Genomic DNA, 25,841 nt, shown 5'->3' with positions numbered 1-25,841 from the left:
CCCGGCTCTTCTCAGCGTGGGGCCGCCGGGTCCGGGCCCAGCTGTTCGGCATGCGGCCTGACGAGGATCTCGTGGTCCTCCACGACCTCGCCGTCCACGACGTCCTCGTCCGCCACCCGGTGGTGCGACGGGTCCGCCAGGGGCAGGCCGGCGAGGTGCTTCTTGAGCCTCTTGGCCATCGGGAGGTAGGTCGCGAAGGTCAGCCCGCCCGACACAGCGGCCCCCAGGAGCGGGATGGCCTTCGAGACGGTGGTCGCGAAGGACTGCGTCGTCATCCTGACCCCGAGGTAGCCGGCGACCCTCTTCACGAGGGGATAGACGACCCCGTGCGTGAGCGCCCTCTGCGGCAGCTTCTTGGCGACCTGCTCGGCCATCATCCCGGCGACCTTGCCCACAGCAGCGTTGGCCGACTGGACGCCGAACATCACGCCGAAGAACAGCGTGAGGACCCCCTTGGTCGCGTCGTCCACGTCCTCGCCCTCGCCGGAGAACAGCTCGGGCCAGCTGTAGAGGTAGGCCAGCTTCTGCGCGATGCGCAGCATGTGGCCGACGTACTGCGCGAGGTCGGCGGGCACCGTGGCGGGAAGGGCGAGGATGCCGGGTATGCCGGCCGCGGCGGAAAGGGCGCTGACCTTGGCCGTCTCGTAGCGGATGGAGTCGTTGGCGACCTTGTCCAGGACCTCGACGGTGATGCCCGCCGCAGCCGGAGTCGTCTCCACCGCTCGCCGGACCTCGTCCTCGGAGCAGTGACGGGCCAGCGCGCTGCGCAGGTACGCCTCCCGCTGGACCCGCACCCCCGGGAGTCTCGCCGCCGCCAACAGCACCGTGAAGAAACGCGACTCGGGGTTCTCGACGTCTTTACTACCCTGCTTCATGGCAGGAACTTACAACAGCCCTGCGCGCAAGAGCCCCCAGCGGTCAGGTCCGTTGGCGCCTGCTCAAGCAGCCGGTTTCGACCCCTTCGCCGGCGGCCGCGTGACACCTGCCCGTTCCCGTTCGGTGTCCGGTGTCGGCAGGAGGGCGTCCTCGTAGCGGCCCAGGGCCAGTACGACGGCGAGCATCACGACCGGGACGAGCGCGGCGAGCAGCGCCATGACATGTCCTTCCCCAGCAGTCCATGTGGGGGGGTGAGGTCCGGGTCCCCGGGGGGCCGCGGGGCAAACCCGGGGGCGCGGCGCCGGGAGCCGTGCTTCGTTCGGGATGACCGGTGTCGGCCGCCGCTGCTCGGGTACGCGGGGGACTCCCGAAGCTCTGGAGGGAGACATGCAGCGAGGCAGTGACCGGCTGAGCGTCCACCGGGACGACGAGATGAAGCACGAACTGCAGGGTCTGCTGCGGTCGGGGCACCCCACCCGGTCCGAGGAGTGGCACGACCCCGAGCCCGGGGCCGACGACGACCCGCAGGTGTGGGGCGGCGGGCCGGCGCCCGGGGCCGCATCGCTCGAGACGGTCCGGCTGGAGCTGGCCCGGACCCTGACCCGCGGCGACTTCCCGGCCACCGGCAAGGCCGTGGTCAGCGCCCTGCGCCGGCACCACGCCCCCGACGCCCTGATCGAGGCGGTGGCGGAGCTGCCGCCGAAGAAGACCTGGCAGGGCGTCCAGGACCTGGCCGAGGCGCTCGTGGGCGAGCGCGACTGAATCACGGGACCCACCGTCCAGAGACCCACCGCAGGTACGAACCGACCGAGCGTGCAAAGGACTGAACATGCGTATCGCGTTTCTCACCGCACCCGAGGGAGTCGAGCAGGTCGAGCTGACCGAGCCCTGGCAGGCAGCGAAGGACGCGGGTCACGAACCCGTGCTCGTGTCGACGGACGCGGGCGAGGTCCAGGCGTTCAACCACCTGGACAAGGCCGACACCTTCCCCGTGGACGAGGTGGTCGGCGAAGCGACCGTGGACGCCTTCGACGGGCTCGTCCTGCCGGGCGGCGTCGCCAACCCCGACTTCCTGCGCACCGACGACAAGGCCGTGGCGTTCGTGCGGGGCTTCTTCGAGGCGGGCCGGCCGGTCGCCGCGATCTGCCACGCCCCGTGGACGCTCATCGAGGCCGACGTCGTACGCGGCCGGGTCCTCACCTCCTGGCCCAGCCTGCAGACCGACCTGCGCAACGCGGGCGCCACCTGGGTCGACGAGCAGGTGAAGGTCTGCGACCACGGCACCAACAAGCTGGTCACCAGCCGCAAGCCGGACGACCTCAAGGCGTTCTGCGAGACCTACCTCGAGGTGTTCGCGGCCGAGGCCGGCTGAGGAACCGGCTGAGGACGGCAAGCGGCCGGGCCGACCTCACGGGAGCGGCCGACCCCACGGCTCCCGTACGGCCCCCATGCGGGGCTCGGGGGGCCGTACGCGTTCCGGGGACTTTGCACGGGCTGGCCCGTACGCACGCCGAGGCGGGCCGTGCGCGTCGCGGGGGCCGTACGCGCTGTGTGGCTCCAGGCGGCGGTGGCTCCGGACGGCGGTCAGCGTCGGCCGGTGCCGCCGCCCGCGCCGCCCGGACCCCACTTGCCCACCGGCGCGCCCTCCTGCCCCTGGGGCCCGCTGTCGGCGGTGCGCTCGCGGGCGCCCTCGCGGGTGCGGCCGGGGGCCACGAAGCGGCGCGGGTTGCGCCGCAGGTACTCGCCCTCCAGGACGGCCATGCGGTCGTTGTGGGCCTTGAGCGCGTCGTTCGAGCCGTACAGCAGGGTGTCGTGACGGGTGCGGTGGATCGTCTCCAGCTCCTTCATGAGCTGCTGGTCGTCCAGCCGGTCCGGGTCGACTCCGGTCATCGTGGTGCCCCGCTCGTCGTGTTCGTCCATGCGGTCCGGGTACCCGCCCGGTTCACGGCCACCCTCGAACGGGAACCCGTGCAGGAACCGTGGAGCCGGCCTTCCTGCACCCACTGTACGAAGACTCCGCTCCCTCGGCCTCCGGGTAGGGGACCGGCGGCTACCGCGCCCGCTCCACCCGCCGCTCGTCCCACACCGGTTCGGCCGTCTCGCGGACCCGGCCGTCGCTGCCGAAGACCAGGAAGCGGTCGAAGGAGCGGGCGAACCAGCGGTCGTGGGTGACCGCGAGGACCGTGCCCTCGAACGCCTCCAGGCCCTCCTGGAGCGCCTCGGCCGACTCCAGGTCGAGGTTGTCGGTGGGCTCGTCGAGCAACAGGGCCGTGACGCCCTGGAGCTCCAGCAGCAGGATCTGGAAGCGGGCCTGCTGTCCGCCGGAGAGGCGGTCGAAGCCCTGCTCGGCCTGCTGGGTCAGCTCGTAGCGGCGCAGCCGGGACATGGCGGCGCCCCGGTCCTGGGAGTGGTCCTCCCACAGGATGTCGAGCAGGCTGCGGCCGCTGAGCTCGGGGTGCGCGTGGGTCTGCGCGAAGTGACCCGGCACGACCCGCGCGCCGAGCTTCCACCGGCCGGTGTGGGCAACGTCCTCACCGGCGAGCAGCCGCAGGAAGTGCGACTTGCCGGAACCGTTGGAGCCCAGCACGGCGACCCGCTCGCCGTAGAAGACCTCCAGGTCGAAGGGGGTCATCAGGCCGGTGAGCTCCAGCTGCTCGCAGGTGACGGCCCGCACGCCGGTGCGGCCGCCCTTGAGGCGCATGGTGATGTCCTGCTCACGCGGCGGCTCGGGCGGCGGCCCGGCCTCCTCGAACTTGCGCAGCCGGGTCTGGGCGGCCTGGTAGCGGGAGGCCAGCTCGTGGCTGATGCTCGCGGCCTGGCGCAGGCTCAGCACCAGCTTCTTCAGCTGGGCGTGCTTCTCGTCCCAGCGGCGGCGCAGCTCCTCGAAGCGGGCGAAGCGTTCGCGCCGGGCCTCGTGGTAGGTGGCGAAGCCCCCGCCGTGCACCCAGGCGTCGGCGCCGGCCGGGCCCGGCTCCACCGAGACGATCTTTTCGGCGGCGCGGGCGAGCAGTTCACGGTCGTGGGAGACGAACAGGACCGTCTTGCGGGTCTCCTTCAGCCGCTCCTCCAGCCAGCGCTTGCCGGGCACGTCGAGGTAGTTGTCGGGCTCGTCGAGCAGCAGGACCTCGTCGGTGCCGCGCAGCAGCGCCTCCAGCACCAGCCGCTTCTGCTCGCCGCCGGACAGGGTGCGCACCAGCCGCCACTGGGCCTGCTCGTAGGGGACGCCCAGGGCGGCCGTGGTGCACATGTCCCACAGGGTCTCGGCCTCGTAGCCGCGGGCCTCCGCCCAGTCGGCGAGGGCCTGGGCGTAGCGCATCTGGGCGGCCTCGTCGTCGACCGTCATCACGGCGTGCTCAGCCTCGTCGACGGCCTCGGCCGCCTCGCGGACGCGGGGCGGGGCGACGGACACCAGCAGGTCGCGCACGGTGGTCTCGTCGCGGACGGAGCCCACGAACTGGCGCATCACGCCGAGGCCGCCGCTGACGGTGACGGTGCCGCCGTGCGGCTTGAGCTCGCCGGAGATCAGCCGCAGCAGGGTCGTCTTGCCCGCGCCGTTGGGTCCGACGAGGGCCACAACGGCCCCCTCGCCCACCCGGAAGGAGACGTCGCCGAGCAACGCCCTCCCGTCGGGGAGGTAGTACTCGAGGTGCGCGGCTTCCAGGTGTCCCATGGGGAGGATTCTGCGTGGGCGGCGGGCAGCCGGGCAAACCCTTATGCGGGGCGGCTCAGGCCGTGCCGTCCAGCGCCCGTCCCGTCGGGCCGCCCTCGCCCGCGGGGACGACCGTGGCGCCCGCCCAGGTCAGGGCCTTCCAGCCGTCGTCGGGGGTGCCCTCCAGGACGACGACGCCGGTGTTCTCCAGGCGGTGGGCGGCGGCGAAGGTCACGTCGACGTTGTGGGCGCGGGCGGCGGCCCAGGCGCGGATGGCGGCGCCGTGGCTGACCATGGCGACCGTCCCGGCCCCGCTCGCGGCGGCCTCGGCCACCACGGCGTCGTAGCGGGCGAGGAACTCGGTGCCGGTCTCGCCGCCGGGCATGCGCAGGTCCGTGTCGCCGTCGGCCCAGGCGAACACCGTGCGCATGTAGCGCTCGCCGGCCTCGCTCAGGCCGGGCAGCATCTCCATGTCCCCCGCGGACACCTCGCGCAGCCCGTCGCGGACCAGGACCTCCAGGCCGCGGGCGGCGGCCAGCGGGGCGGCGGTGAGCTGGGTGCGGACCAGGGTGGAGGCGTACAGCGCCCCTATGTCCTCGCCGGCCAGGGCCTGGGGCAGCGCGGCCGCCTGCCGCCGGCCCAGGTCCGTCAGACCGGGGCCCGGGACGCCCGTGTCCAGCAGGTAGTCCACGTTGGTGGGGGTCTGACCGTGGCGGACGAGCAACAGGCGCATGCGGGAGGACCCTCCGGTCGGCTCGGGTGCCGTCCGCACGGGGGAACGGCCACTTCAGGGTACGGCAGGCCAGGGGACCGGATCTCGGTCCCACCGTCCGACCGTCCCCACTCCGGTCGCCACCGGACCCCGCCGCGACTGACGCCCCATCAGTCCGCATGGCGATACATATGGTCTCACGATGCGGCCACCGGCGTACCGTGAGGGCCATCGTCCCGGGCGTCCACGGCGCCCGGGGTCCGGTACGACGCGAAGGGGTTCAGTCATGCCGAAGGCGCAGGAGACCGCCGTCTACACGCACGGGCACCACGAGTCGGTGCTGCGGTCGCACACCTGGCGCACCGCCGCCAACTCCGCGGCCTACCTCATCGGTTCGCTCAAGCCCCACATGAAGGTCCTGGACGTCGGCTGCGGCCCCGGCACCATCACCGCCGACCTGGCCGCCCTTGTCCCCGACGGGCACGTCACCGGCGTCGACCACGCGGCGGGCATCCTGGACCGGGCCCGGGCGACGGCCGCGGAACGGGGGCTGGACAACGTGGACTTCGCCGTCGCGGACGTCCACGCCCTGGACTACCCGGACGACACCTTCTGCGTGGTGCACGCCCACCAGGTGCTCCAGCACGTGGGCGACCCGGTGCAGGCGCTGCGCGAGATGCGCCGGGTGACCAGGCCGGGCGGCTTCGTCGCCGTACGGGACTCCGACTACGCGGCGATGACCTGGTACCCGGAGTCGGCGGGACTGGACGACTGGCTGGACCTGTACCGGCGGGTGGCCCGGGCCAACGGCGGCGAGCCCGACGCCGGGCGCCGGCTGAAGGCGTGGGCGCTCGCCGCGGGCTTCACCGACGTCACCGCCACGTCGGCGACCTGGACCTTCAGCACGCCCGAGGAGCGGGAGTGGTGGAGCGGCCTGTGGGCGGACCGCACGGTGGCCTCGGCCTACGCCGAGCGGGCCACCGGGGGCGGCCACGCCACGCGGGACCGGCTGGCGGCCGTCGCGGAGGCCTGGCGGGAGTGGGGGCGGCGCGAGGACGCCTGGTTCGCGGTACTGCACGGGGAGGTCCTGTGCAGGAAGGACGCCTGAGAACCGGGCGTCCCGCCCGGGGTCACTCCCGGGGCAGCAACGGCCCGAGCGGCCCGAGGTCCAGGTTGAGGTCCTCGGGCCGCAGCCCGTAACGGTCCCGCAGCTCGGCCATCCGGTCGTCGAGCAGCATCAGGGTCAGCCCGATGCGCTCCTCCTGCTCCTCGCTGAGGTCGCCCTGGTCGAAGCGGCGCACGGCCTGCCGTTCCATGAGCTGGCGGAGCAGCTCGACCACGGTCAGCACGAGCTTGACCAGGTCGCGCTCGACGGTGTCCGGTTCCAGGTCCATGCGCCTGCGCGGCGGTGTCACGGCAAGTCTCCCCAGGGTGAGGGCACGTTCTCGTTGACGGAGCTGATGAGCGCGTTGAGGTCGATGCGGACCAGGTCCACGTCGGCGATGCGCAGGGTGATGTCGCCCGCGATGACCACACCGCCGGCCAGCAGCCGGTCCAGCAGGTCCACGAGCGCGATCTCACGGCGTTCGACGACGGTCACACGGCCTCCCCTGATGTTTCGTCCCGGTCGCCCGTCTCCCCCGCCTCGCCCGCACCGGGCCCCTCCGGGTCGACGAACGAATACGCCGCCCACGGGCCGGTGAGTTCCACGCGCATCCCGGGTTCCTCGTCCTTCGTGTGGTCGACGAGCTCCACGAACTCCTCGGAGTGGGCGCGCGGCACGAGATACGCCGCGTTGAGCACGTTGTGCCCAGAACCCCGGGTGAGCGCGGAGTTCTGCGGGGCGTGCAGACGTGAGTCCTCGGCGTGCGCGGCCAGCGTGCCGTGCAGCCGGGTGGCGAACCGCTCCGCCGCACGCCACTTGTCCTCGCGCTCCTGGACCCGGTTGCGCCGCTGGCGCAGGTAGTCCCGGCCCGAGGCCGGTTTCGCCGCGGGCGCCGCGGCGGCCTCGGCCTGCTCCTCGCCGCCCTCGATGTAGACCTTCACGCCCCACTCCACGCGGCCGTCGAGCCGGTCCAGCGTGCGCCGGAACGCCTCCTCGCCGGCCTCGATCATGACGCGCACCCCGCTGTCGTCGCGGAACACCGTGGCGAGCCGCAGCGGCAGCGGAGTGGTGACCGCGGTGAGCGCGTCGACGACCTGCTGGTGGGCCCGGGCGGTGGCGCCGAGCCAGTCCAGGTCCTCCAGGTGCTCCCGCAGCGGCGCCTCCGCGAAGTCGCCCTCCGGCACCGAGCTGACCACGGCGACCAGGCCGTGGTGGGCCAGCATCTTGACCGGAGCGCCGCCCACGCCCGTCAGCTGGGCCTGGAGCGGCGCGTCGAAGGGGCGGCAGACCGCGTAGACGTAGCGCAGTCCGGTCATGGGGCTTCCTCCTCGCGGACGCGACCCTGTTCCAGCTGCTCCAGCCGGGCCAGCCGCTCCCGCAGTTCGGCGTTCTCACGGGCGAGCTCGTCACGACGGGCGCCGGAGGACAACGACGGGTCGGACTCCCACCAGTCGATCCCCATCTCCTTGGCCTTGTCCACCGAGGCGACGATCAGGCGGAGCTTGATGGTGAGCAGTTCGATGTCGAGCAGGTTGATCCGGATGTCACCCGCGATCACGATCCCCTTGTCGAGGACGCGTTCGAGGATGTCCGCGAGGTTGGCGCCGCCGCCCGATCCGTACGGATCGGGCAGGCGGGAGGCCGTCGTCATCGCCGACTCCCCTCCTTGGCGGGCTCCTCCTCCGGCTCCTCCTCGGTCTCGTACTCGTCCTCGTACTCGCCCTCGGCCTCTTCCTCGCCCTCGGGTTCCTCGTCGTACTCGGCGTCGTCCTCGGCCGCGGTGTCGTCCTCGGCGTACTCGGCGTCGTCCTCGGGCTCCTCCTCGCCCTCGGCCTCCTCGTCGTACTCGGCGTCGGCGTCGTCCTCGGCGTCCTCGGCCCCCTCGCCGTCTTCGGCGCCCTCGGCGTCGGCGTCCTCGTCGTACTCCGCCTCGGCGTCGTCCTCGCCGTTTTCAGCGGCCTCCGGCTCGTCGCCCTCCTCGGACTCCTCGGGCTCCTCGCCCTCTTCGTTCTGCTCGTTCTCCTCTTCCTCCTCCGCCACGGCGTCGTCGTGGCTGCGCACCACTTCGCCGTCGCGGATCTCGCCGCGCCAGCCCTCCTGGGCCTCGCCCTTGAGGGTGACGAAGCGCGCGAAGTGCTTGAGGTCGAGACGGGCGCGGCGGCCCTGGGCGCGCCAGATGTTGCCCGTCTTCTCGAAGAAGCCCGAGGGGTAGTACTCGATCACGAGCAGCACCCGCGTCAGGTTGTCACCGAGCGAGTGGAACGTGACGACGCCCTTGGTGGAGCCCTTGGCGCCCTCCGACGTCCAGGCGATCTTCTGGTCGGGGACCTGCTCGGTCGTGGTCGCCTTCCAGCTGCGGCTGGACCACCAGATCTTCGCCTGCCAGTCGGAGTGGGTGTCGTCGGCGCGGTTCGCGCTCTTGACGCCCTTGGCGAAGGTGCCGAAGTCCTGGTACCGCGTCCACTGGTCGTACGCCGTGCGCAGGGGCACTCCGACGTCGATGTACTCCATGATCACGGTGGGCTTGTTGCCGGCCCCGCCCTTGCCCTTCTTGCCGCCCTTTCCACCGAGGTTCTTCAGGGCGCCGGTGACCTTGTCCTTGACGCGGGAGCCGCCGAGCTCGAGGGCGCTGCGCAGCGGGCCCTTGCCCTCGGCGATCTTTCGGCCGCCGTCCAGGGCCAGCTTGGCGAAGCCCGGGCTGTTGCCCTCGGCGATGTCGTTCAGCTTGCCCGTGGTCTCGCCGAGCTTGCGCCCGACACCCGTGAGAAGCCGTTCGGCCTGGGCGCCGAGGTAGGCCTGGGCCTCCTCCTTCAGGCGCTCCACGGCATCGCTGTTCATCAGGGAGCTCACGGGGCCGTCGCCGGACTGCGCGGAGTCCGTCGCGGACTTGGTCGCCGACTTCGCCGAGCCGGTCGCTGATCCCAGGGTCCCGGTCATCGGTCACCACCTCCAGCCGACCGGCCGCGGGACGCCGGCTTCGCGGCGGTCTTGCGGGCCGGCGTCTTCTTGGTCGCCGTCTTCTGCGTGGCGGCCCTCTTCACCGGAGCCTTCTTGGCGACCTTCTTCGCGGGGGCCTTCTTGGCGGGGGCCTTCTTGGCCGGAGCCTTCTTCGCCGCCGGCTTGCGCGGCGCCTCGGCCCGCTCGTCCCCGTCCTCGTCGTCCTCCTCGTCCTCATCGGAGTCCTCGGAGTCCTCGGAGTCCTCGGAGTCCTCCGGCTCCTCGTCCTGCTCGTCCTCGTCCTCGTCCTCGGCGCGACCCTCGTCCTCGTGGTCCTCGTCCTCGGGCTCGAGGTCGTCGTCCTCGCGGTCGTCGCGGTCCTCGGCCTCGTCCTCGTCGTCGGACCGCCCGCCGCCGGCCATCTGCTCGCGCATCTGGGCCGTACGGCCGTGCAGCCGGTCGGCGAGGCCGCTCAGCTGCCGCTCCAGCATCGCGCCGGAGGCGGCCTTGCCGGCCCCGCGCAGGTCCTGGCGCAGCGAGTCGCCGAGCTCCTTGAACTGCGGGTTGTCCTTGAGCTGCTGGGACAGCAGGTCTCCGATCGCCTTCGGGCTGAGCTTGAGCTTCTTGCCCGCGACCACGCTGCCCACCGCGATGGCCAGCTTCAGTTTCTTCGTCCGTCCCAGCAAGTAGCCGGCCCCTACCGCGAGGCCCAGTCCTGTTCGGTTCATCGTGCCGTCCCGTCGTCCGATTGCGTGCCCCGGCGCATGGCCGCCTCGAGCCGGTCGAGGAGTTCGTCCTCCTGGCTGTCGAACTCCTCGTCAGTGATCTCCCCGGCCTCCAGCCGTTCCTCCAGACGAGCCAGCTCGGCCCGGATGGCAGAGGGGTCGTAGTAGATCCGCTCCGCTTCGCGGAGCACCTGTCCCATCACCCATCCGCTGCCGCGCACCGGGGCGAACGGCAGCAGCAACACCTCCCCGATCAGTCCCACCTGTCTCGCCCCTCTCGCTGCTCGTCATGGATTGCGGTGCCTCAGTCCTGGGCCGCGGCCTCGGGCTGACCGGCCTGCTCGGCGTGCCCGGCGGGGCCGGGCTCGACGAAGCTGTACGGCGGCAGCGGACCGTTGGCCCGCACCTCCAGGTGGGGGTGGCTGCTGCGCAGCTCCTCCACGGCGGCCAGGAACTCCTGCGCGGAGTCCCGGGCGACGAGGAAGGACACGTTGGCCAGCCAGCCGGTGGACTCGGGGCCCACGCTGACGGCCGCCGCGAGCGGTTCCAGCGCCTGCTGTACCGCGACCGCGTCCTCACCCTCCTGGGCCTTGACGGCGGAGGCGACCATCTCGCCGAGCTGGAGCTTCTGCTCGTAGCTGCCGCCGCCGGCCTTGCGGTTGGCCTCGGCGAGGGACCTCACCTCGGCGTTGGTGGCCATCACGTGGTGCAGGACGGCCTCTTCGACGTGGGTCGCCTTGATGTTGTACTCGACCTTGCCGTCCAGCGCGCGCAGCCGCTCCAGGTAGTGCTCGGCCCGCTCGGCCAGCACCCCGGTCACGGAGGCGTCGTCGGGGGCGACGCTGCCGAAGCGCATCGGCAGCACGCACCCGGACGCCTCGGCCTGGGCGAGGACGTTCTGGTGGGCGAGCAGGTCCCTGCGCTTGGGCCGCAGGCCCTCCGGGGAGTCGCTGACGATCGCCGCGAGCTCGCCCTCCGTCAGGATGCGGATGGGCTCGGGCGGTTCCCCGACACCCGTGGTGCCGTCGGGTACCGCGGTGTGCGAGCGCGCGGTGATCCCGTAGACGTACGTGCTCACTCCTGCTCCTCCTTGCGGCTCACTCCTGCTCCTCTTCCCTCTTGCGCCGCGTGGTCGCGGTCTTGCGCGTGCGCCGCACGGGCTGGCGCTCCTCCTCGGAGCCCTCGTCGCGGGCCTGCTTGAAGGCGTCGGACACGGTCTGCGCCGCACCCGACAGGGCACCCTTGGACTTGCCGCGGGCGCCGGACTCGGTCACTTCGCCGACGATCTCCGGCAGGCCCGGGCTCTTGCGCGGCCCGGCCTCCAGGTCGAGTCGGTTGCACGCCTCGGCGAAGCGCAGGTAGGTGTCGACGCTCGCGACGACGACGCGTATGTCGATCTTCAGGATCTCGATGCCGACGAGGGAGACCCTCACGAACGCGTCGATGACGAGTCCTCGGTCTAGGACGAGCTCCAGTACGTCGTAGAGGCCGCTGCTGCCGCCTCCGCCGCCGGTCTGCTGTGCCGGGACAACGGACATGCCGACCGTGCCTCCTTGTCTCGTGTCGTTGCGTGTCGTCTGGTGCACGGGGTGTGCCGGCGCGCTGCTTGCCTCTGCCGGGCGCCGGTGGTGTCAGCCCCGCCGGTGGGCGTCGGAACGCCCCCGCTCGTAGCGCCGCACGCGCCGGTAGCCGGTGAGCTGTCCCTCGGGGTCGAGTTGGACTTCGTAGCTCGCCATCAGGCTCATGGTGTCGGGCACGCGTGACAGCTCGAGGACCTCGATCTCCAGTTGCCAGCCGTCCTCCGTCTGCTCGAAGGACGACACGTTCTCGGCGACCATTCCGGTGAGCTCCGCCAGCTGGGCGCGCGCCTGGCGCAGGACCTCCAGCGGGGTCATCCGGCTGTCCGCCGCGCTGTGCTCGTGATCGGGGTGTTCATCTCGTGCTTCCTGCGGCTGTGATGTGTTGTTTGTGTTCGACATGGCCACCTCGAACTTCGTGTGGCCGCACATGTCTTGGCCAAACCTCCACAACAACATGTATCAGCCACGTAGTGCGTCGAGCCGACGCCGGGCGGGCCCGAGCGCACGGCCTCGGCCCAGCAGCCCTGACCAGGGGTTCTTCCGCCCCTGCTCGGCCGCGTCGGCGATGGTCCAGCGGCGCGGGCCCAGCTCCGGATCGTCCAGCTGGTCCCACCCGACGGGGACCGCGACGGGCGCGCCGGGGCGGGCCCGCACGGTGAACGGGGCGACCGCCGTCTGGGCGTAGCCGTTGCGCTGGACGTCCAGGTAGAGGCGGGTGCCGCGGTCCTTCTTGCGGGCGGCCGTGGTGAGGTCGTCCGGGTGCTCGGCGGCGAGCAGCTCGGCGGCGTCCCGGGCGAAGGCGCGCACCTCGTCGAAGTCGTGGCGGCCGTTGAGCGGGACCACGACGTGCAGCCCGCGCGAGCCGGTGGTCATCAGCCCGGAGGGCAGCCGGAGCTCGTCCAGCAGCTCGCCCACCCACCGGGCGGCCCGGCGCACCGTCGTGAAGTCGTCCTCGCCGGGGTCGAGGTCGAACACCAGCAGGTCGGGCCGGTCGAGGTGGCCGGTCCGCGAGAGCCAGCGGTGCACGGTGAGGCAGGCCTGGTCGGCGAGGTACACCAGGGTGGCCGCGTCGTCGCAGACGGTGTGGCGGACGGTGCCGTCCTCCTTGGCGACCTCGACCCGGGTGATCCAGTCGGGATAGTGCTCGGGGGTGTTCTTCTGCATGAACCGGGGGCCGCCCACCCCGTCCGGGTGGCGCTCCAGCATCAGCGGACGGCCGCGCAGGTGCGGCAGCATGAACGCGGCGACGGAGCGGTAGTACGCGGCGAGGTCGCCCTTGGTGTACGCGGGGGCGGAGCCCTCGGCGGGGAACAGCACCTTGTCCGCCCGCCGGACCGGAACGCTGCGCCGGCCCGCGCGGACCGTCAGCTCGGTGTCGCCGCTCACGGCGTGATCGCCTGTTCCACCAGCAGCCGGACGGCGGCGGCGATCGACTCGGCGTCGATGCCCGCGGCGTGCAGCTGTTCCTCAGGGGAGGCGGAGCCCGGCACGGAGGTGACCGCGAGGCGCACCAGGCGGGGCACCGGGCGGCCGTCGAGGAAGGCGTCGAGCACGGCGTCGCCGAGACCGCCCTCGGGGTGGTGGTCCTCCACGGTGAGCAGGCAGCCGGTCTCCTCGGCGGCCCGGCGCAGGGTGTAGCGGTCGACGGGCTTGACCGAGTACAGGTCGACCACGCGCACCGGGATGCCCTGCGCGTCCAGGGCGTCCGCGGCGGCCAGCGCCTCGGGCACGGTGACGCCGGCCGCGACGATCGTCACCCGGTCGTCCTGGCCCAAGGAGCGCAGCACCTTGCTGCCGCCGACCGGGAACTCCTCGTCGGGGCCGTAGAGCAGCGGGCCGTCGCCGCGCGAGGTGCGCAGGTAGCGGACGCCGTCGAGACCGGCCATGGTGGCGACGAGCCGCGCGGTCTGGTGGGCGTCGCACGGGTACAGCACGGTCGAGCCGTGCACGGACCGCATCATCGCCAGGTCCTCCAGGCCCATCTGGGAGGGCCCGTCCTGCCCGATGGACACGCCCGCGTGGGAGCCGACGAGGTTGATCCCGGCGCCGCTGACGGCCGCCATGCGGATGACGTCGTGGGCGCGGGTGAGGAACGCGGCGAAGGTGGCCGCGTACGGCACCCAGCCGCGCGCGGCGAGCCCGACGGCGGCGGCGACCAGCTGCTGCTCGGCGATGTAGCACTCGACGTGGCGCTCGGGGTGCTCCTTGGCGAAGAACTCGGTCCGGGTGGAGTCGCCGACCTCGCCGTCGAGGGCGACGACGTCGCCGCGGGCGGTGCCGAGGGCGGCCAGGGCCTTGCCGAAGGCGTCCCGGGTGGCGGCCTTCTCGCCCCGCTCCCAGCGCGGCAGGTCGAGCCGGCCGCCGGGGACGGAGCGTGGGACCCCTTCGACGTCCGGGGTGTGGACCCTCACCCGCAGGTCGCGCACGCCGCCCAGCTCCTCGATCGCGGCGTCGGCGTCCTCCAGCGGCTTCCCGTGCAGGCCCTCGCGGTCCTCGACGTCGGCGACGCCCTTGCCCTTGAGGGTGCGGGCGAGGATCACACTGGGCTGGCCGAGGGTGGAGCGGGCCTCACCGTAGGCGCGGTCGATCGCGTCGACGTCGTGCCCGTCGATCTCGATGGTGTGCCACCCGAAGGCCCGGAAGCGCCGGGCGTGGGCGTCGAGGTCGTGGCCGTGCCGGGTCGGGCCGCGCTGCCCGAGCCGGTTGACGTCCACGATCGCGGTGAGGTTGTCGAGGTTCTCGTACGACGCGTGCTCGGCGGCCTCCCAGATCGACCCCTCGGCCAGCTCGCTGTCGCCGCACAGCACCCACACCCGGTGGCCGGAGCCCTCCAGCCGCTTGCCGGACAGCGCGATGCCGACCCCGACGGGCAGGCCCAGGCCGAGGGAGCCGGTGGCGGTCTCGACCCACGGCAGCCGCCGCGGGGTGGGGTGGCCCTCAAGGCGGCTGCCGAGCTTGCGAAAGGTCAGCAGTTCCTCGTCGTCGATGGCGCCGGCCGCCTTGTAGGCCGCGTACAGCAGCGGCGAGGCGTGTCCTTTGGAGAGCACGAAGCGGTCGTTGGCGGGGTGTTCGGGGCGGTCGAAGTCGTAGTGGAGGTGGTGGGCGAGCAGGACCGCCATGAGGTCGGCGGCGGACATCGAGGAGGTCGGGTGCCCGGACCCCGCTGCGGCCGACGCCCGGATGCCGTCGACGCGCAACTGCTGCCCCAGTTCGGCCAGTTCGGCACTGTCCATGGGTCTACTGATCTCCTTCGGAGGGGATGTCGGGGCGTTTGACGGGGCCGGGGGCGGGGTGCGCGGCCGGCGCGGTGCGGGGGCGGTCGCGGGCGGGCTCGCCGCCGGGTGCCTTCGCGGCGGGCTCGTCGCCCGGCTGGCTCCCGGCGGGTGCCTCGGGCATCCGCACGAGCTCCGGGGACGCCGTGTCCAGGGGCACGGACCAGGAGCGGACGAGGCCCAGCTGCACGGCCTGGCGCGGCAGTACGGCGTCCAGCAGCCAGTCGGCGGCGACGCGGACCCGGTTGCCGGGCATGGCGGCCAGGTGGTATCCGCGGGTGACCGCACCGGCCAGCGGGCCGGACAGCGGCACGCCGAGCGGGTTGGCGGCGGCCTGGACCCCGCCGAGGTCCACCACGAACCCCAGGTCCTTGTGCCGGTAGGACCGCAGCTCGCCCCCGGTCAGCGAGGCGGCGACGTTCTGCCCGGCGACCTTGCCCTGCCGCCAGGCGTGCTGGGCGGTCATCGGCGTGTACTGGCCGGGCTCGTCGAGGTCGGGGACGGCGGCGGCGTCGCCGCAGGCGAACACCTCGGGCCGGCCCGGGACCCGCAGCGTGGGCTCGACGAGCAGCCGGCCGCGCTCCATGGGCAGGCCCAACGACTCGGCGAGCGGGTCGGGCCGCACGCCCACGCACCACACCAGGGTGCGGGTGTCGACGAACTCCCCGTCGGTCAGCAGGACCCCGTCCCGGGTGGCCTCCTTCACGGAGGTCCCCGTGCGCACCTCGACGCCCCGCCCGCGCAGCACGCGGTCCGCGGTGTCCGACAGCCGCCGGTCCAGCTCGGGCAGCACGCGCCCGGCCAGGTCCAGCAGCAGCCAGCGGGGGCGCACGCCCCGGCGCGGGGGGTGCTTGCGGACCAGCGCGTCGGTGAGCAGCTGTCCCTGCGCGGCGACCTCGGTACCGGTGTAGCCCGCGCCGACCACCACGAAGGTGCACCGGGCGGCGCAGGTCGCGGGGTCGTCGCCCGAGGCCGCCAGCTCTATCTGGCGGGTGACGTGGTCGCGCAGGTACAGGGCCTCGGGCAGGCCCCGGAACCCGTGGGCGTGTTCGGCGACCCCCGGGATGGGCAGCAGCTTGTTGACGCTGCCCGCGGCGAGCACGAGCCGGTCGTAGGCGAGGGTGCCGGTCCCGCCCTCGGGGTCGGTGTAGTGCACGGTGCGCGCGTCCAGGTCGACGTGGCCGGCCTCGCCGAGGACGAGGCGGACGTCGCGCAGGGTGCCGCTGAGGGAGACGGTGACCCGGCGGGCCTCGAGGATGCCCGCCGCAACCTGGGGCAGCAGGGGGAGGTAGAGGAAGTAGTCGGTCGGGTTCAGCAGGGTGACGTCGGCACGGCCGCGCGCCGCCCGGCTCAGGGTGCGGGCCGCGCGGTACCCGGCGAAGCCGGCGCCGACGATCACGATGCGGGGTCGACTCACGGGTGCGCCTCCGGCGGTGTGGCGGTGGTGGTGCTCCTCGGCCGTGCGACGGTCCAGGGGTTCCGCGTCCCCTGGGGAGCCGGGGCCAAACCCGGGCCGGGGCGCGCGGCGGAGCACGCCGGTTTCCGCGCCGGGCTCCGGGTACCCGGGCGGCGACCGACTCGATCGCCCCACCCCCCGCGGAGGTACCCCCCATGCCCGAGTACGGCTACTTCCTGTCCTGCGAGGAGTTCGGCCCCGCGGAGCTCGTGGAGCAGGCGCGGATGGCCGAGCAGGCCGGGTTCCAGGCGCTGTGGATCTCCGACCACTACCACCCGTGGAACGACGCGCAGGGCCAGAGCCCGTTCGTGTGGTCGGTGATCGGGGCGCTGTCGGAGGCGGTGTCGCTGCCCATCGAGACCGCGGTGACCTGTCCGACGGTGCGGATGCACCCGGCGGTGGTGGCCCAGGCCGCGGCGACCAGCGCCGTGATGACCCAGGGCCGCTTCCGGCTCGGCGTCGGCAGCGGCGAGGCGCTCAACGAGCACATCCTCGGCGACGCCTGGCCGCCCGCGACCGTGCGCCTGGAGATGCTGGAGGAGGCGATCCAGGTGATGCGACGGCTGTTCACCGGCGAGGAGGTCACCCACTACGGCAAGCACTACACGGTGGAGAACGCCCGGCTGTACACGGTGCCCGAGGAGCCGGTCCCGATCGACGTCTCCGGCTTCGGCCCGAAGGCGACCTCGCTCGCAGCGCGCGTCGGCGACGGCTACATCACGATGATGCCGGACGCGTCGATGGTGGAGCAGTACCGCAAGGGCGGCGGCGGCAGCAAGCCGGTGAGCGGCGGCATGAAGGTCTGCTACGGCACCGACCGCGACGAGGCGGTCCGCACGGTGCACAAGCTCTGGCCGAACCAGTTCCTGCCGGGCGAGATGGGCCAGATCCTGCCCACCCCGAGCCACTTCGAGCAGCTGGAGCCGCTGGTGACCGAGGAGATGGTCGCCGACGGCACGGTCTGCGGGGACGACGTCGACCAGCACGTGGCGGCGCTGACCGAGTTCGCCGACGCCGGGTTCGACCGGATCTACGTCAACCAGATCGGCCCCGACCAGCAGGGCTTCTTCGACTTCTACCGCACGAAGGTGCTCCCCCGGCTGCCGTGAGACCCGCTTTCCGGGACGGGCCCGCACACGACGCGCCCCGGAGGACGTCCTCCGGGGCGCGTCCCACGTCCGCGGCCGCGGTCAGCCCGGGCGCCCGCTGCGGCGCAGGCCCGCGGTGAGCACGGCGCCGATGCCGCCCGCCAGGAGTCCGAGGCCCACGCGGGACCGGTTGCGCGAGGCCCACTGCTGGACGCTGCCGTCGGCCGACTCCTCGCCGAAGCGGCCGTGCGCGCCGAAGTCGTGGCCGCGCGGCCCGTCCAGGGGCGACCAGAGGTTGCCGTCCCGGGTGGGCGGCTCGCCCTCCTCCTGCTGGGAGTCGTACCCGGTGCGGCCCAAGTAGCGGTCCAGCAGACCCGGTACGACGGCGTTGGCGAGGAGGGTGGCCGCCGTGGAGCCGCCGACCCAGTACTCGCGCCGCCGGGCGTGCCCGGCCGCGTGCACGATGGCACGGGCCGCGACCTCCGGCTGGTAGACGGGCGCGACCGGCCGGGAGCGGCGCGGCATCCGGTCCAGCACCCAGTCGAACTGGGGGGTGTTGAGGGCGGGCATCTGCACCATCGTGGTGCGCACCCGGCTCCTGTCGTGCAGCAGCTCGCAGCGCAGCGACTCGTTGAAGCCCTGGATCGCGTGCTTGGCGCCGCAGTACGCGGACTGCAGCGGCACCCCGCGGTAGGCGAGCGCCGAGCCCACCTGCACGATCGTGCCCCGGTCCCGGGGCAGCATGTGCCGCAGCGCCGCGCGCGTGCCGAACACGTAGCCCAGGTACGTCACTTCGGTCACCCGGCGGAACTCCTCCGGGGTGATCTCGGTGAACGGCGCGAAGATGCCGGTGAAGGCGTTGTTGACCCAGACGTCGATCCGGCCGAACGCGTCCACGACCTGCTGGGCGGCGTCCTCGACGGCCTGGGCGTCGGCCGTGTCGACGGGGACGACCAGCGCCTCACCGCCCGCGCGGCGTACGTCCTCCGCCGCGGCGGCGAGGCCCTCGCGTCCCCGGGCCAGGAGGGCGACCCGGTCGCCGCGGGCGGCGAAGGCACGGGCCGTGGCCCGGCCGACGCCGCCGCTGGCTCCGGTCACCACGACGACCCTGCCGGTGGTGTCCTTCGGTGTCCATGGTGTCCGCATGATGCCTCACGCCCGGTGGTGCGGGCCCTCGGGGTCGACGTCGTCCCGGCTGGGCGCGGCGGGCGTGGTGCCCGGCACGGCCGGTCCGCCGGCCGCGGGGAAACCGGTCGCGCCGGCCGCGTTGCTCGGGGCGACCGGCGGCATGGGCGGCGCCGCGGGGGGCGTGGCCGGCGGGGTGCCGCCGGCGGCCGGGCCGCCGTGGCCCGCGTGTTCGAGCCCCTGCTCGGCGGTCGGGTGGGACGCGGCGGGCCGGGCGACGTTGCGCAGGAAGAAGGCGACGGCGCCGAGGATCACCGCGGTGATCAGTGCGGCCGCCCAGTCGGGCAGGCCGATGTCCAGGGCCAGCCCGACGGCGAGCGCGACGGCGGCGCCGGCGTAGAGGGCGACCGCGCCGGACGCGGCGTACAGCAGGGCGGTGCGGCGCTGCCGCCGGGTCTGCTCGCGCAGTTCCTCGCGGATGGTCTCCCGTGCCACCTGGGCGAGCTCGTCGACCAGGTGTCTGTCCAGATGCTCCAGGTGATCGATGCGGTCCATGCGCTGCGGGTACCCGCGGTCACCGGCGCGTAACGCCCCGGCGGGCCGGCCGGGCGGGGGTCGGGACGTGCGGGCGGTGCCCCAACTAGGCTCGTGCGCATGGAGATTCTGGGAGCGACACTGCGCGTCTGCGTCGACGACCTGGAGGCCGCGGTCTCCTTCTACGAACGCCTCACCGGCACCCCGGCGCTGCGCTTCGCGCGCGGTGGCGTCGAGGTGGCGGCCGTGGGCTGCTTCCTGCTGATGAGCGGGCCGCAGACCGAGCTGGAGGTGCTGCGGAGGGTCGCGGCGACCATCGCGGTCACCGACGTCGACGAGGCGCACAAGACCCTCACCGGGCTCGGCGCGGACATCGTGGCGGGTCCGGTGCCGACCCCGGTGGGCCGCAACCTCATCGCCCGGCACCCGGACGGCGCGGTCTACGAGTACGTCGACCGCAAGCAGGCCTGACCGGACGGACCGGGCGCCGGGCGGGCCCGCTCACCCGGTCACGTCCCTTCCGGGCGCATCCGGAAGTCGAGGCGGGCCGGCAGCGGGCCGTCCCCGGCGCGGGCCCACAGCCGGTCGATGTCGTCGGCGCCCTCGCGCAGGTCGGCCGGCTCCAGGTCGTCGTCGAGCACGGCCCGGGCCGCCTCCCGCCGCCCCTCGGCGAGCAGCAGCGCGGCCTCGGCCAGCCGGAACCGGCCGCGGGCGCGGATCTCGGGGCCCAGCCGCTCCCACACCGCGCGGGCGGCGGCCGGGCGGTCCGCGGCGAGCAGCGCCCCGATCGCCTCACGGCCGAGCGCGGCGCTCGCCGCGGTCCAGGCCTCGCCGTCGTCGCGGCGCTCGCGGCACAGGTCGTCGAACGCCTCGGCGTACCGGTCGGCGGCCCGCTCCCGGTGCCCGGCGAGCCGGTCGGCGACGGCCAGGCAGCGCAGCAACGGCCAGAGGGACGGGGCGAGTCCGAGGGCCCGCTCCCAGCTGCGGACGGCCTGTGCGTGGTCGCCGGCGTGCCACTGGGCGACGCCGAGGTGGTACTCGGCGGACGGGGTGGCCGGGGCGGTCTCCAGCATGTCCCGCCAGTGCGGGGCGACCAGACTCGGCCCCGGCGGACGTACCCGGCGCGGCTCGGGGTAGGACCCGGTGCGCAGCAGTTCCCGCCAGGGCTCCTGCTCCTCGCCGAGCGTCTCCTCGGGGAAGGGGGTGCCGGGCAGCTTCCAGCCGGCGCGCAGCACTTCGAGGGCGCCCCAGCCGGACCCGGTGGCCAGCACCTCGCCGGGGTCGGTGTCGGCGCGGGACTGCCAGGCGGCGTACGCCGCGTCGACGGCGGCCCGGGGCAGCGCGGCGGACAGGCGGGCCTCGGCCTCCCGGACCACGTCGGGCCAGGCGCCGTCGCGCGGGGCGTCCAGCGGGCCGTACGCCTCCAGCCAGGACACCTCGCTCTCCGCCTCCAGCCGGACGTGTTCGAGCTGGGTGCGGGCGAGGCCGGCCTGGATCTCGCAGTAGCCGCCGGTGCCGGGCTCGGTGAGCCACTCCTGCCAGCGCCGGCCGCCCGGTCCGGTGCCCCACACGAACAGCTTGCGCCCGCACAGCGCGTCGGTCGACGTGTGCACGAGCCCGTGCCCGTCGGCGTCCAGCGCGGCGATCCAGCGGCGCCGGCCGGCCGGGACGTCGTAGAACCAGTCCGCGGCGTGGGCGCTGTCGAGCGGGTGGCTGCGGTCGGCGCCGTCGTGGACGGGGACGGGGACCCGGCGCAGCCGGCGCTCGTACCCGAAGTGGTACGCCGCGTCGGCCGGGGCGAGGACGCGGCACTCCTCGGGCACCGCGATGTTCGACCACCAGTACAGCGGGCGGGGCCTCTCGTGCGGGTTGCGCACGCGGACGCCGACGTACAGGAAGTCGGAGCCGTCGGGCAGCCACAGGTCGACCTGGAAGGGCAGGTCGCGCAGCCGCTCCCACTCCCACAGGCGCAGCATCCCACCGCCGTCGGGGGCGGGGACGCGGGCGGCGTGCAGGGGTGAGCAGGACAGGGCGGTGTGGCCGGTGGCGCCGATGTTCCACTCGACGCCGCCGGAGTACCAGGCGCCGTTGAGGGCGAAGTTCGCCGGCTGGAACACCGGGTTGCGGTACAGCAGTTCACGGCCCGTCGGCGTGTGGCGCAGGGACGCGATGCGGCCGCCGAGGGACGGCAGGACGGTCACGGCCAGGCGGTCGTTCTCCAGGACCAGGGCGTCGACGTCGCGGGGCGCGCGCCGTCTGCCGTAGCCGTCGCGCACCCGCACGGGCAGCAGGCTGCGCAGCGGCTCGTACCTGATCTGCCTGACCATGTCCCGCGGCAGGTCCTCCAGGTCCCGGTCCTCCACGTGGTGGACCTCGTCGAGCGGGCTCAGCGGGGGCAGCGGGTTGTCGGGTCCCAACTCGGCGGCGGGCAGGGTCACTACGGCACGTCGGATGCTCGTCACGCCCCCATGGAAACCGCCGGGGGCGGGGCTGACCAGGGCCGCCGCAGGTCAGGATTGCGCAAAGGGGCGGATCCGGGCGCCGTCGCGACCGCCGGGCCGCGCGGGAAATCCCGTGGGCGCAGCGTCCGCGCCGCCGTAGAGTCGGGCCGGTCACGGCACGAGCGAGGAGCGCACACGATGACCGAGCAGCACACCTACCGGGTGATCGTCCGGGGCACCTGGGACGGCCTCACCGAGGAGGCCCGCGCCCGGCTGCTCGCGGAGGCGGACCGGCACGGGCTGGCGAGCATGCGGTTCACCGAGGAGGGGACGCTGACCTACGAGCCGCGCCCGCTGAAGCACTTCTCGATGCGCTACGTGGTGGTGTCGGACGCGGCCGACGGCGAGGAGATGGCGGGCGCCATCGCCGAGGACCGCGCCGAGTCGGCGCTGCGCGCGCTGGGGTACGGCTGGACGGCGCTGCGTTCGACCGTGACCGACCTGGACACCATGAAGGTCAACCGGAAGTCCGCATCTCGACGGTGAGCGCCCAGCGTTCGTGGTCGCGCCAGTCCCCGTCGATGTAGATCATCTTGGGCGAGAAGCCCTCCAGCCGGAAGCCCGCGGCGCGGGCCAGGGCGACGGAGGCGGTGTTCAGCGGCTGCACGTTGATCTCCAGGCGGTGCAGCCGCATCGGCCCGAAGGCGTGCCCGACGACCAGGTCCAGTCCCTCACGCATCAGGCCGCGCCCGGCGGCGTGGGCGAAGGCGCCGTAGCCGAGCGCGCCGCACTGGAAGCCGCCCTCGACGATGTTGTTGATGTTGATGAACCCCGCGATGGCACCGTCGTCCCGGGTGCACACCAGGAACCCGGCCTTCGACGGGTCCTCGATCAGCCGCGCGGCGTAGGCCGCGTAGGCCTGGGGCGTGGTGGGCGGGAACAGCCAGGGGTGGTGCAGGTCCTTGCTCTCCCGGGCCCGCGCGGTGAACTCGGCGGCGTCCTCGTGGGCGAAGTGACGTATGCCCACCCGGGGGCCCTCGGCGAGGAAACGGGACGGTGTGTGCGGCATCGGGCCAGGGTACGGCGCGGTCAGCGGCGCCGCCTCGCGAGGGTGAGGTAGGACCCGCAGAGCGCGCCGATGAGGCCGGTGGCGAGCAGGGCCACCCACAGGGGCATGGTCACCACGGGCACCAGCAGCCTGATCTCGGTGTCGGCCGTGTTCTCGAAGATGAAGACGAGGCCGAGGACGGCGAGGACCAGGACGGCGATCCGGGCAGGGCTGAGCGCACGGGTGCGTGACTCCCCGGTGCGCCGCTCGGAGGTCTTCGTGCTCACGCAACCAGGGTGCGCCCGACGGGCGCCGCCCGCACGCCGGGCCGGGCCCTTGCGGCCGAGGCAGGGCGGGCGCGCGGGCCGCGCCTCAGAGCAGGGCGGGCTCGTCCAGGGTCAGTGTGCCCGCGTCCGCGTCGAGTTCGGCGGCGGCGCCGAACGGCACGGTCAGCGCGCCCGCCCCGTGCCCGAACCCGAACTCCTCGGCGACCGGCACACCGAGGGCGCCGAGCCGGTCGGCCAGCACGTCGCGCACCCACTCGTAGGGCCCGCACTCCTCCCAGGAGCCCAGCAGCACCCCGCGCACCCCGTCGAGCCATCCGGCGCGCAGGAGTTGGGTCAGGCTCCGGTCCAGCCGGTACGGCTGCTCCCCCACGTCCTCCAGGCACAGCAGCCCGCCCCGCGCCGACGGCCGGGCGTACGGGGTGCCCAGGTCGGCCGAGAGCAGGCTGAGGCAGCCGCCGAGGAGGACGCCGCGGGCACGGCCGGGGACCAGGGCGCCGCCGCCGGGGGTCCCGGCGATCACCCGGGCCGTCTCCGGGGCGAACAGCGTGGCCCGCAGGTGGTCCTGGGCGCGGGCGTTCTTCAGGAAGTCGACGCCCGCCGCCATCGGTCCGTGCAGGGTGACCAGGCCGAGCCGGGTCGCGAACGCCTCGTGCAGCGCGGTGACGTCGCTGAACCCGACGAGCACCTTGGGCCCGGCGGCCCGCATCGCCTCCCAGTCGAGCAGGTCGACGACGCGCTGGGCGCCGTAGCCGCCCCGGGCGCAGATCACGGCGGCCACGGACGGGTCGCACCAGGCGCGCTGGAGGTCGGCCGCGCGGTCGGCGTCGGTGCCCGCCAGGTACGGGAAGCGCGGGTGCCGGTCCAGGACGTGGGGCGCGGCCACCGGGTCGAGGTCCCAGCCGCGCAGCACGTCGAGGCCGGCCTCCAGCCGCTCCTCGGGCACCGGGCCGCTGGGCGCGACGATCACCACCCGGGCGCCGGGGGCGAGCCGGGGCGGGCGGCGCAGGGGGACCTGCGGGTGGGGCGCGCGGTCCGTCACGGGGCGAGCTCCAGGGTCGGCACGCCGGGCGGCCGCAGGCCGAACACCTGCGCGTACAGGGAGAGTTCGGCCTCCAGGGCGCGCCGTACGGTCTCCGCGCGGCGGAAGCCGTGGCCCTCGCCCTCGAAGGCGAGGTAGGCGTGCGGGACGCCCCGGCCCTCCAGCCGGGCCAGCAGCCGCTCGCACTGGGCGGGCGGGCAGATCACGTCGTCCAGGCCCTGCAGGAGCAGGAACGGCACGTCGATCCGGTCGGCGTGCTCGACGGGCGAGCGCTCGGCGTACCGCCCGGGCACCTCGTCCAGCGGTCCGACCAGGCTGTCCAGGTAGCGGGACTCGAAGTCGTGGGTCTCCCCGGTCGCCCAGCCGGTCAGGTCCAGCACCGGGTAGATGATCGTGCCGCAGGCGTAGACGTCGGTGGTGGTGAGGGAGACGGCCGTGGTCCAGCCGCCCGCGCTGCCGCCGCGGATCGCGAGCCGGTCGCGGTCGGCGGTGCCCTCCTCGGCGAGGGCGAGGGCGACCGCGGCGCAGTCCTCGACGTCGACCACGCCCCACTGCTCGCGCAGCCGGTCGCGGTAGGCGCGCCCGTACCCGGTGGAGCCGCCGTAGTTGACCTCGACGACGCCGATGCCCCGGGTGGTGAAGTAGGCGATCTCCAGGTCGAGGACGAGGGGGAAGCGGCCGGTGGGTCCGCCGTGCGCCCACACGACGTAGGGCGGCCGCTCGGCGTCGGGGGCGGCGCAGCCGGGGTGGTGCGGCGGGTAGACGTGGGCGTGGATCTCGCGGCCGTCCGGTCCGGCGAAGGTGCGGATCTGCGGCTCGGGGTAGTGGGCGGGGTCCACCGCGTCCCGGTGGGCGGAACCGATCACCCGGGCGCGGCCGGTGCGGGTGTCCAGCTCGACCACCTCGTAGGCGCTGCGGGGGCTGGCCGCGACGGTGGCGATGCGCTCGCCGTGCACCGCGAGGGTGGAGGCGAACTCGGTCCACGGACCGGCCGCGTCCACGAGGTCGCCGGTCTCGGGGTCGAGCACGCCGAGGGCGGTGGTGCCGCTGCCGTGCACGACGGCGATCAGCCCGCTCTCCAGCGGGGCGAACCAGCGCTCCCCGAGCTTCCACAGGGCGCCGCCGAACTCCTCCTCGCGCCGGCACAGGGGACGGCCGTCGCGGTAGAGGTTCCACCAGCCGCTGCGGTCGCTGGAGTACAGCAGAGCGCCGTCCGGCGCCCACTCGACCTGCGCCAGCGATTCCTCGGGCCCGCCGGCCACCGTCCGCGGGGCGTCCAGGGTGCCGTCGGGGCGCACGTCGGCGACCAGCAGTTCGGTGCCGTCCCACGGCATCCGCGGGTGGTCCCAGGCGAGCCAGGCGGCCCTGCGCCCGTCCGGCGACAGCCGCGCCCCGGTCACGAACCGGTGGGCGTCGCCGGTCAGTTCACGGACGGCCGAGCGGTCCCCGGCTGCCGACCCGTCCAGCGGTACGGCGGCCAGGACGCGCCGCACGTCGGTGGGGCCGTCGCCGGTGAACTCCTCCAGCACGCACCACACTTCGTCCCGCTCGGGCCGCACCACGAGGTCGGCCCAGCGCAGCCCGCCGCCCACCGGCGAGAGCGGGGTGAGCGGCGTCGGCTCGCCGCCGCCGGGCTCGTACCGGTACAGCCGCTGGTCGGCGAAGTGCGCGAAGACCACCACGGGCCGTCCCCCGTGCACGGTGCCGTCCCAGGGGCGTCCGCCGTACTCCATGACCCGGCTGCGCACGTTCCACGGGGCGGGCAGCACCGTTTCCTCGGCGCCGTCCGCGCGCCGCCGCACCAGGGCGCGGCGGCCGCCCTCGGCGGGCCGGGGCGCGGTCCACCACACCTCGTCGCCGACGAAGCCCACGTACTCGGGCCGCCCGTCGTGGGCGGCGGCGGTCGCGGCGTCGACGGGCGACGGCCACGCGCCGTACGGCAGGATGCGCACGTTCTCCCCCACTCG

General features: G+C 74.0%; 31 protein-coding genes. 6 read left to right on the top strand and 25 right to left on the bottom strand.

Features of this window, described 5'->3' with window-relative positions; genetic code table 11:
- Positions 1-11: 11 nt before the first annotated feature.
- Complete coding sequence (locus tag E4U91_RS29730) at positions 12-875, bottom strand: hypothetical protein (RefSeq protein WP_137309654.1); 864 nt, start codon at positions 873-875, stop codon at positions 12-14.
- A 63-nt stretch (positions 876-938) separates the two neighbouring features.
- Positions 939-1,094 (bottom strand): hypothetical protein, encoded by a 156-nt coding sequence (locus E4U91_RS38225; protein WP_168218031.1) that lies wholly within the window; start codon positions 1,092-1,094, stop codon positions 939-941.
- Positions 1,095-1,263: 169 nt separating this feature from the next.
- Between E4U91_RS38225 and E4U91_RS29725 the strand changes: the two genes are divergently transcribed.
- Positions 1,264-1,638 (top strand): DUF2795 domain-containing protein, encoded by a 375-nt coding sequence (locus E4U91_RS29725; RefSeq protein WP_137309653.1) that lies wholly within the window; start codon positions 1,264-1,266, stop codon positions 1,636-1,638.
- Positions 1,639-1,705: 67 nt separating this feature from the next.
- A complete protein-coding gene (locus tag E4U91_RS29720; protein ID WP_137309652.1) occupies positions 1,706-2,248 on the top strand; it encodes a type 1 glutamine amidotransferase domain-containing protein in 543 nt (180 codons plus the stop codon).
- A gap of 212 nt (positions 2,249-2,460) precedes the next feature.
- Here E4U91_RS29720 and E4U91_RS29715 read toward each other — a convergent pair whose 3' ends face one another.
- The 3 genes from E4U91_RS29715 to E4U91_RS29705 form a co-directional block, all read right to left on the bottom strand.
- Positions 2,461-2,796, bottom strand: a complete 336-nt coding sequence (locus tag E4U91_RS29715) for a DUF6158 family protein (protein WP_241678738.1) — start codon at positions 2,794-2,796, stop codon at positions 2,461-2,463.
- 130 nt (positions 2,797-2,926) lie between these two features.
- Positions 2,927-4,546: an ABC-F family ATP-binding cassette domain-containing protein gene (locus E4U91_RS29710; RefSeq protein ID WP_137309651.1), complete on the bottom strand. Its 1,620-nt coding sequence runs from the start codon at positions 4,544-4,546 to the stop codon at positions 2,927-2,929.
- 55 nt (positions 4,547-4,601) lie between these two features.
- The gene (locus E4U91_RS29705; RefSeq protein WP_137309650.1) at positions 4,602-5,258 is read right to left on the bottom strand and encodes a histidine phosphatase family protein; all 657 of its coding nucleotides are present in this window, start codon (positions 5,256-5,258) and stop codon (positions 4,602-4,604) included.
- A 265-nt stretch (positions 5,259-5,523) separates the two neighbouring features.
- On the opposite strand from E4U91_RS29705, the gene E4U91_RS29700 reads away from it, so the two are divergent.
- Positions 5,524-6,345 (top strand): class I SAM-dependent methyltransferase, encoded by an 822-nt coding sequence (locus tag E4U91_RS29700; protein WP_137309649.1) that lies wholly within the window; start codon positions 5,524-5,526, stop codon positions 6,343-6,345.
- A 22-nt stretch (positions 6,346-6,367) separates the two neighbouring features.
- On the opposite strand, the gene E4U91_RS29695 is transcribed toward E4U91_RS29700, so the two are convergent.
- From E4U91_RS29695 to E4U91_RS29635, 13 genes are all read right to left on the bottom strand, one after another.
- Positions 6,368-6,631 carry a gas vesicle protein K gene (locus tag E4U91_RS29695; protein ID WP_067230442.1) on the bottom strand — a complete coding sequence of 88 codons (264 nt, stop codon included), beginning with the start codon at positions 6,629-6,631 and terminating at the stop codon, positions 6,368-6,370.
- Between the two features lie 17 nt (positions 6,632-6,648).
- Complete coding sequence (locus E4U91_RS29690; RefSeq protein ID WP_137299029.1) at positions 6,649-6,837, bottom strand: gas vesicle protein; 189 nt, start codon at positions 6,835-6,837, stop codon at positions 6,649-6,651.
- A complete protein-coding gene (locus E4U91_RS29685) occupies positions 6,834-7,658 on the bottom strand; it encodes a GvpL/GvpF family gas vesicle protein (RefSeq protein WP_137309648.1) in 825 nt (274 codons plus the stop codon). The genes E4U91_RS29690 and E4U91_RS29685 overlap by 4 nt, the downstream gene beginning before the upstream one ends.
- Positions 7,655-7,993: a gas vesicle protein gene (locus tag E4U91_RS29680; RefSeq protein ID WP_137309647.1), complete on the bottom strand. Its 339-nt coding sequence runs from the start codon at positions 7,991-7,993 to the stop codon at positions 7,655-7,657. Before E4U91_RS29680 ends, E4U91_RS29685 begins: the two co-directional genes overlap by 4 nt.
- Positions 7,990-9,279, bottom strand: coding sequence for an SRPBCC family protein (locus E4U91_RS29675; protein ID WP_137309646.1), 1,290 nt, complete (start codon positions 9,277-9,279; stop codon positions 7,990-7,992). Before E4U91_RS29675 ends, E4U91_RS29680 begins: the two co-directional genes overlap by 4 nt.
- Complete coding sequence (locus tag E4U91_RS29670; protein ID WP_137309645.1) at positions 9,276-10,007, bottom strand: DNA primase; 732 nt, start codon at positions 10,005-10,007, stop codon at positions 9,276-9,278. The genes E4U91_RS29675 and E4U91_RS29670 overlap by 4 nt, the downstream gene beginning before the upstream one ends.
- Positions 10,004-10,267 (bottom strand): gas vesicle protein GvpG, encoded by a 264-nt coding sequence (locus tag E4U91_RS29665; protein WP_137309644.1) that lies wholly within the window; start codon positions 10,265-10,267, stop codon positions 10,004-10,006. The genes E4U91_RS29670 and E4U91_RS29665 overlap by 4 nt, the downstream gene beginning before the upstream one ends.
- 41 nt (positions 10,268-10,308) lie before the next feature.
- Complete coding sequence (locus E4U91_RS29660; RefSeq protein WP_137309643.1) at positions 10,309-11,082, bottom strand: GvpL/GvpF family gas vesicle protein; 774 nt, start codon at positions 11,080-11,082, stop codon at positions 10,309-10,311.
- 19 nt (positions 11,083-11,101) lie between these two features.
- Positions 11,102-11,542 (bottom strand): gas vesicle structural protein GvpA, encoded by a 441-nt coding sequence (locus tag E4U91_RS29655; RefSeq protein WP_137309642.1) that lies wholly within the window; start codon positions 11,540-11,542, stop codon positions 11,102-11,104.
- A 93-nt stretch (positions 11,543-11,635) separates the two neighbouring features.
- Positions 11,636-11,983 (bottom strand): gas vesicle protein GvpO, encoded by a 348-nt coding sequence (locus E4U91_RS29650; RefSeq protein ID WP_079083947.1) that lies wholly within the window; start codon positions 11,981-11,983, stop codon positions 11,636-11,638.
- 60 nt (positions 11,984-12,043) lie between these two features.
- Complete coding sequence (gene ligD, locus E4U91_RS29645; protein WP_137309641.1) at positions 12,044-12,970, bottom strand: non-homologous end-joining DNA ligase; 927 nt, start codon at positions 12,968-12,970, stop codon at positions 12,044-12,046.
- Positions 12,967-14,817: a transketolase gene (locus E4U91_RS29640; protein ID WP_137309640.1), complete on the bottom strand. Its 1,851-nt coding sequence runs from the start codon at positions 14,815-14,817 to the stop codon at positions 12,967-12,969. The genes ligD and E4U91_RS29640 overlap by 4 nt, the downstream gene beginning before the upstream one ends.
- 4 nt (positions 14,818-14,821) lie before the next feature.
- Positions 14,822-16,273 carry an NAD(P)/FAD-dependent oxidoreductase gene (locus E4U91_RS29635; protein ID WP_137309639.1) on the bottom strand — a complete coding sequence of 484 codons (1,452 nt, stop codon included), beginning with the start codon at positions 16,271-16,273 and terminating at the stop codon, positions 14,822-14,824.
- A gap of 194 nt (positions 16,274-16,467) precedes the next feature.
- Between E4U91_RS29635 and E4U91_RS29630 the strand changes: the two genes are divergently transcribed.
- On the top strand, positions 16,468-17,421 hold the full coding sequence (locus tag E4U91_RS29630) for an LLM class F420-dependent oxidoreductase (protein ID WP_137309638.1): 954 nt from the start codon (positions 16,468-16,470) through the stop codon (positions 17,419-17,421).
- An 81-nt stretch (positions 17,422-17,502) separates the two neighbouring features.
- Here E4U91_RS29630 and E4U91_RS29625 read toward each other — a convergent pair whose 3' ends face one another.
- Positions 17,503-18,546: an SDR family oxidoreductase gene (locus tag E4U91_RS29625; protein WP_137309637.1), complete on the bottom strand. Its 1,044-nt coding sequence runs from the start codon at positions 18,544-18,546 to the stop codon at positions 17,503-17,505.
- A gap of 6 nt (positions 18,547-18,552) precedes the next feature.
- Positions 18,553-19,080 carry a phage holin family protein gene (locus E4U91_RS29620; protein WP_137309636.1) on the bottom strand — a complete coding sequence of 176 codons (528 nt, stop codon included), beginning with the start codon at positions 19,078-19,080 and terminating at the stop codon, positions 18,553-18,555.
- Positions 19,081-19,179: 99 nt separating this feature from the next.
- Between E4U91_RS29620 and E4U91_RS29615 the strand changes: the two genes are divergently transcribed.
- Complete coding sequence (locus E4U91_RS29615; protein WP_137309635.1) at positions 19,180-19,530, top strand: VOC family protein; 351 nt, start codon at positions 19,180-19,182, stop codon at positions 19,528-19,530.
- Positions 19,531-19,568: 38 nt separating this feature from the next.
- Here E4U91_RS29615 and E4U91_RS29610 read toward each other — a convergent pair whose 3' ends face one another.
- A complete protein-coding gene (locus E4U91_RS29610; RefSeq protein ID WP_137309634.1) occupies positions 19,569-21,521 on the bottom strand; it encodes a DUF5107 domain-containing protein in 1,953 nt (650 codons plus the stop codon).
- A 177-nt stretch (positions 21,522-21,698) separates the two neighbouring features.
- On the opposite strand from E4U91_RS29610, the gene E4U91_RS29605 reads away from it, so the two are divergent.
- Entirely contained in the window at positions 21,699-22,046 is a 348-nt protein-coding gene (locus tag E4U91_RS29605; protein WP_137309633.1) for a DUF6204 family protein, read from the top strand.
- On the opposite strand, the gene E4U91_RS29600 is transcribed toward E4U91_RS29605, so the two are convergent.
- From E4U91_RS29600 to E4U91_RS29585, 4 genes are all read right to left on the bottom strand, one after another.
- A complete protein-coding gene (locus tag E4U91_RS29600; protein ID WP_137309632.1) occupies positions 22,018-22,569 on the bottom strand; it encodes a GNAT family N-acetyltransferase in 552 nt (183 codons plus the stop codon). The genes E4U91_RS29605 and E4U91_RS29600 overlap by 29 nt on opposite strands.
- Positions 22,570-22,589: 20 nt before the next feature.
- A complete protein-coding gene (locus E4U91_RS29595; protein ID WP_137309631.1) occupies positions 22,590-22,835 on the bottom strand; it encodes a LapA family protein in 246 nt (81 codons plus the stop codon).
- Between the two features lie 85 nt (positions 22,836-22,920).
- On the bottom strand, positions 22,921-23,874 hold the full coding sequence (locus tag E4U91_RS29590; RefSeq protein WP_168218190.1) for a S66 peptidase family protein: 954 nt from the start codon (positions 23,872-23,874) through the stop codon (positions 22,921-22,923).
- Complete coding sequence (locus tag E4U91_RS29585) at positions 23,871-25,838, bottom strand: dipeptidyl-peptidase 5 (protein WP_137309630.1); 1,968 nt, start codon at positions 25,836-25,838, stop codon at positions 23,871-23,873. Before E4U91_RS29585 ends, E4U91_RS29590 begins: the two co-directional genes overlap by 4 nt.
- Positions 25,839-25,841 lie beyond the last annotated feature (3 nt).

This window comes from Streptomyces lasalocidi (genome assembly GCF_005280215.1).
Taxonomy (GTDB): Bacteria; Actinomycetota; Actinomycetes; order Streptomycetales; family Streptomycetaceae; genus Streptomyces; species Streptomyces longwoodensis.
This window is presented reverse-complemented; position numbering and strand designations above follow the sequence as displayed.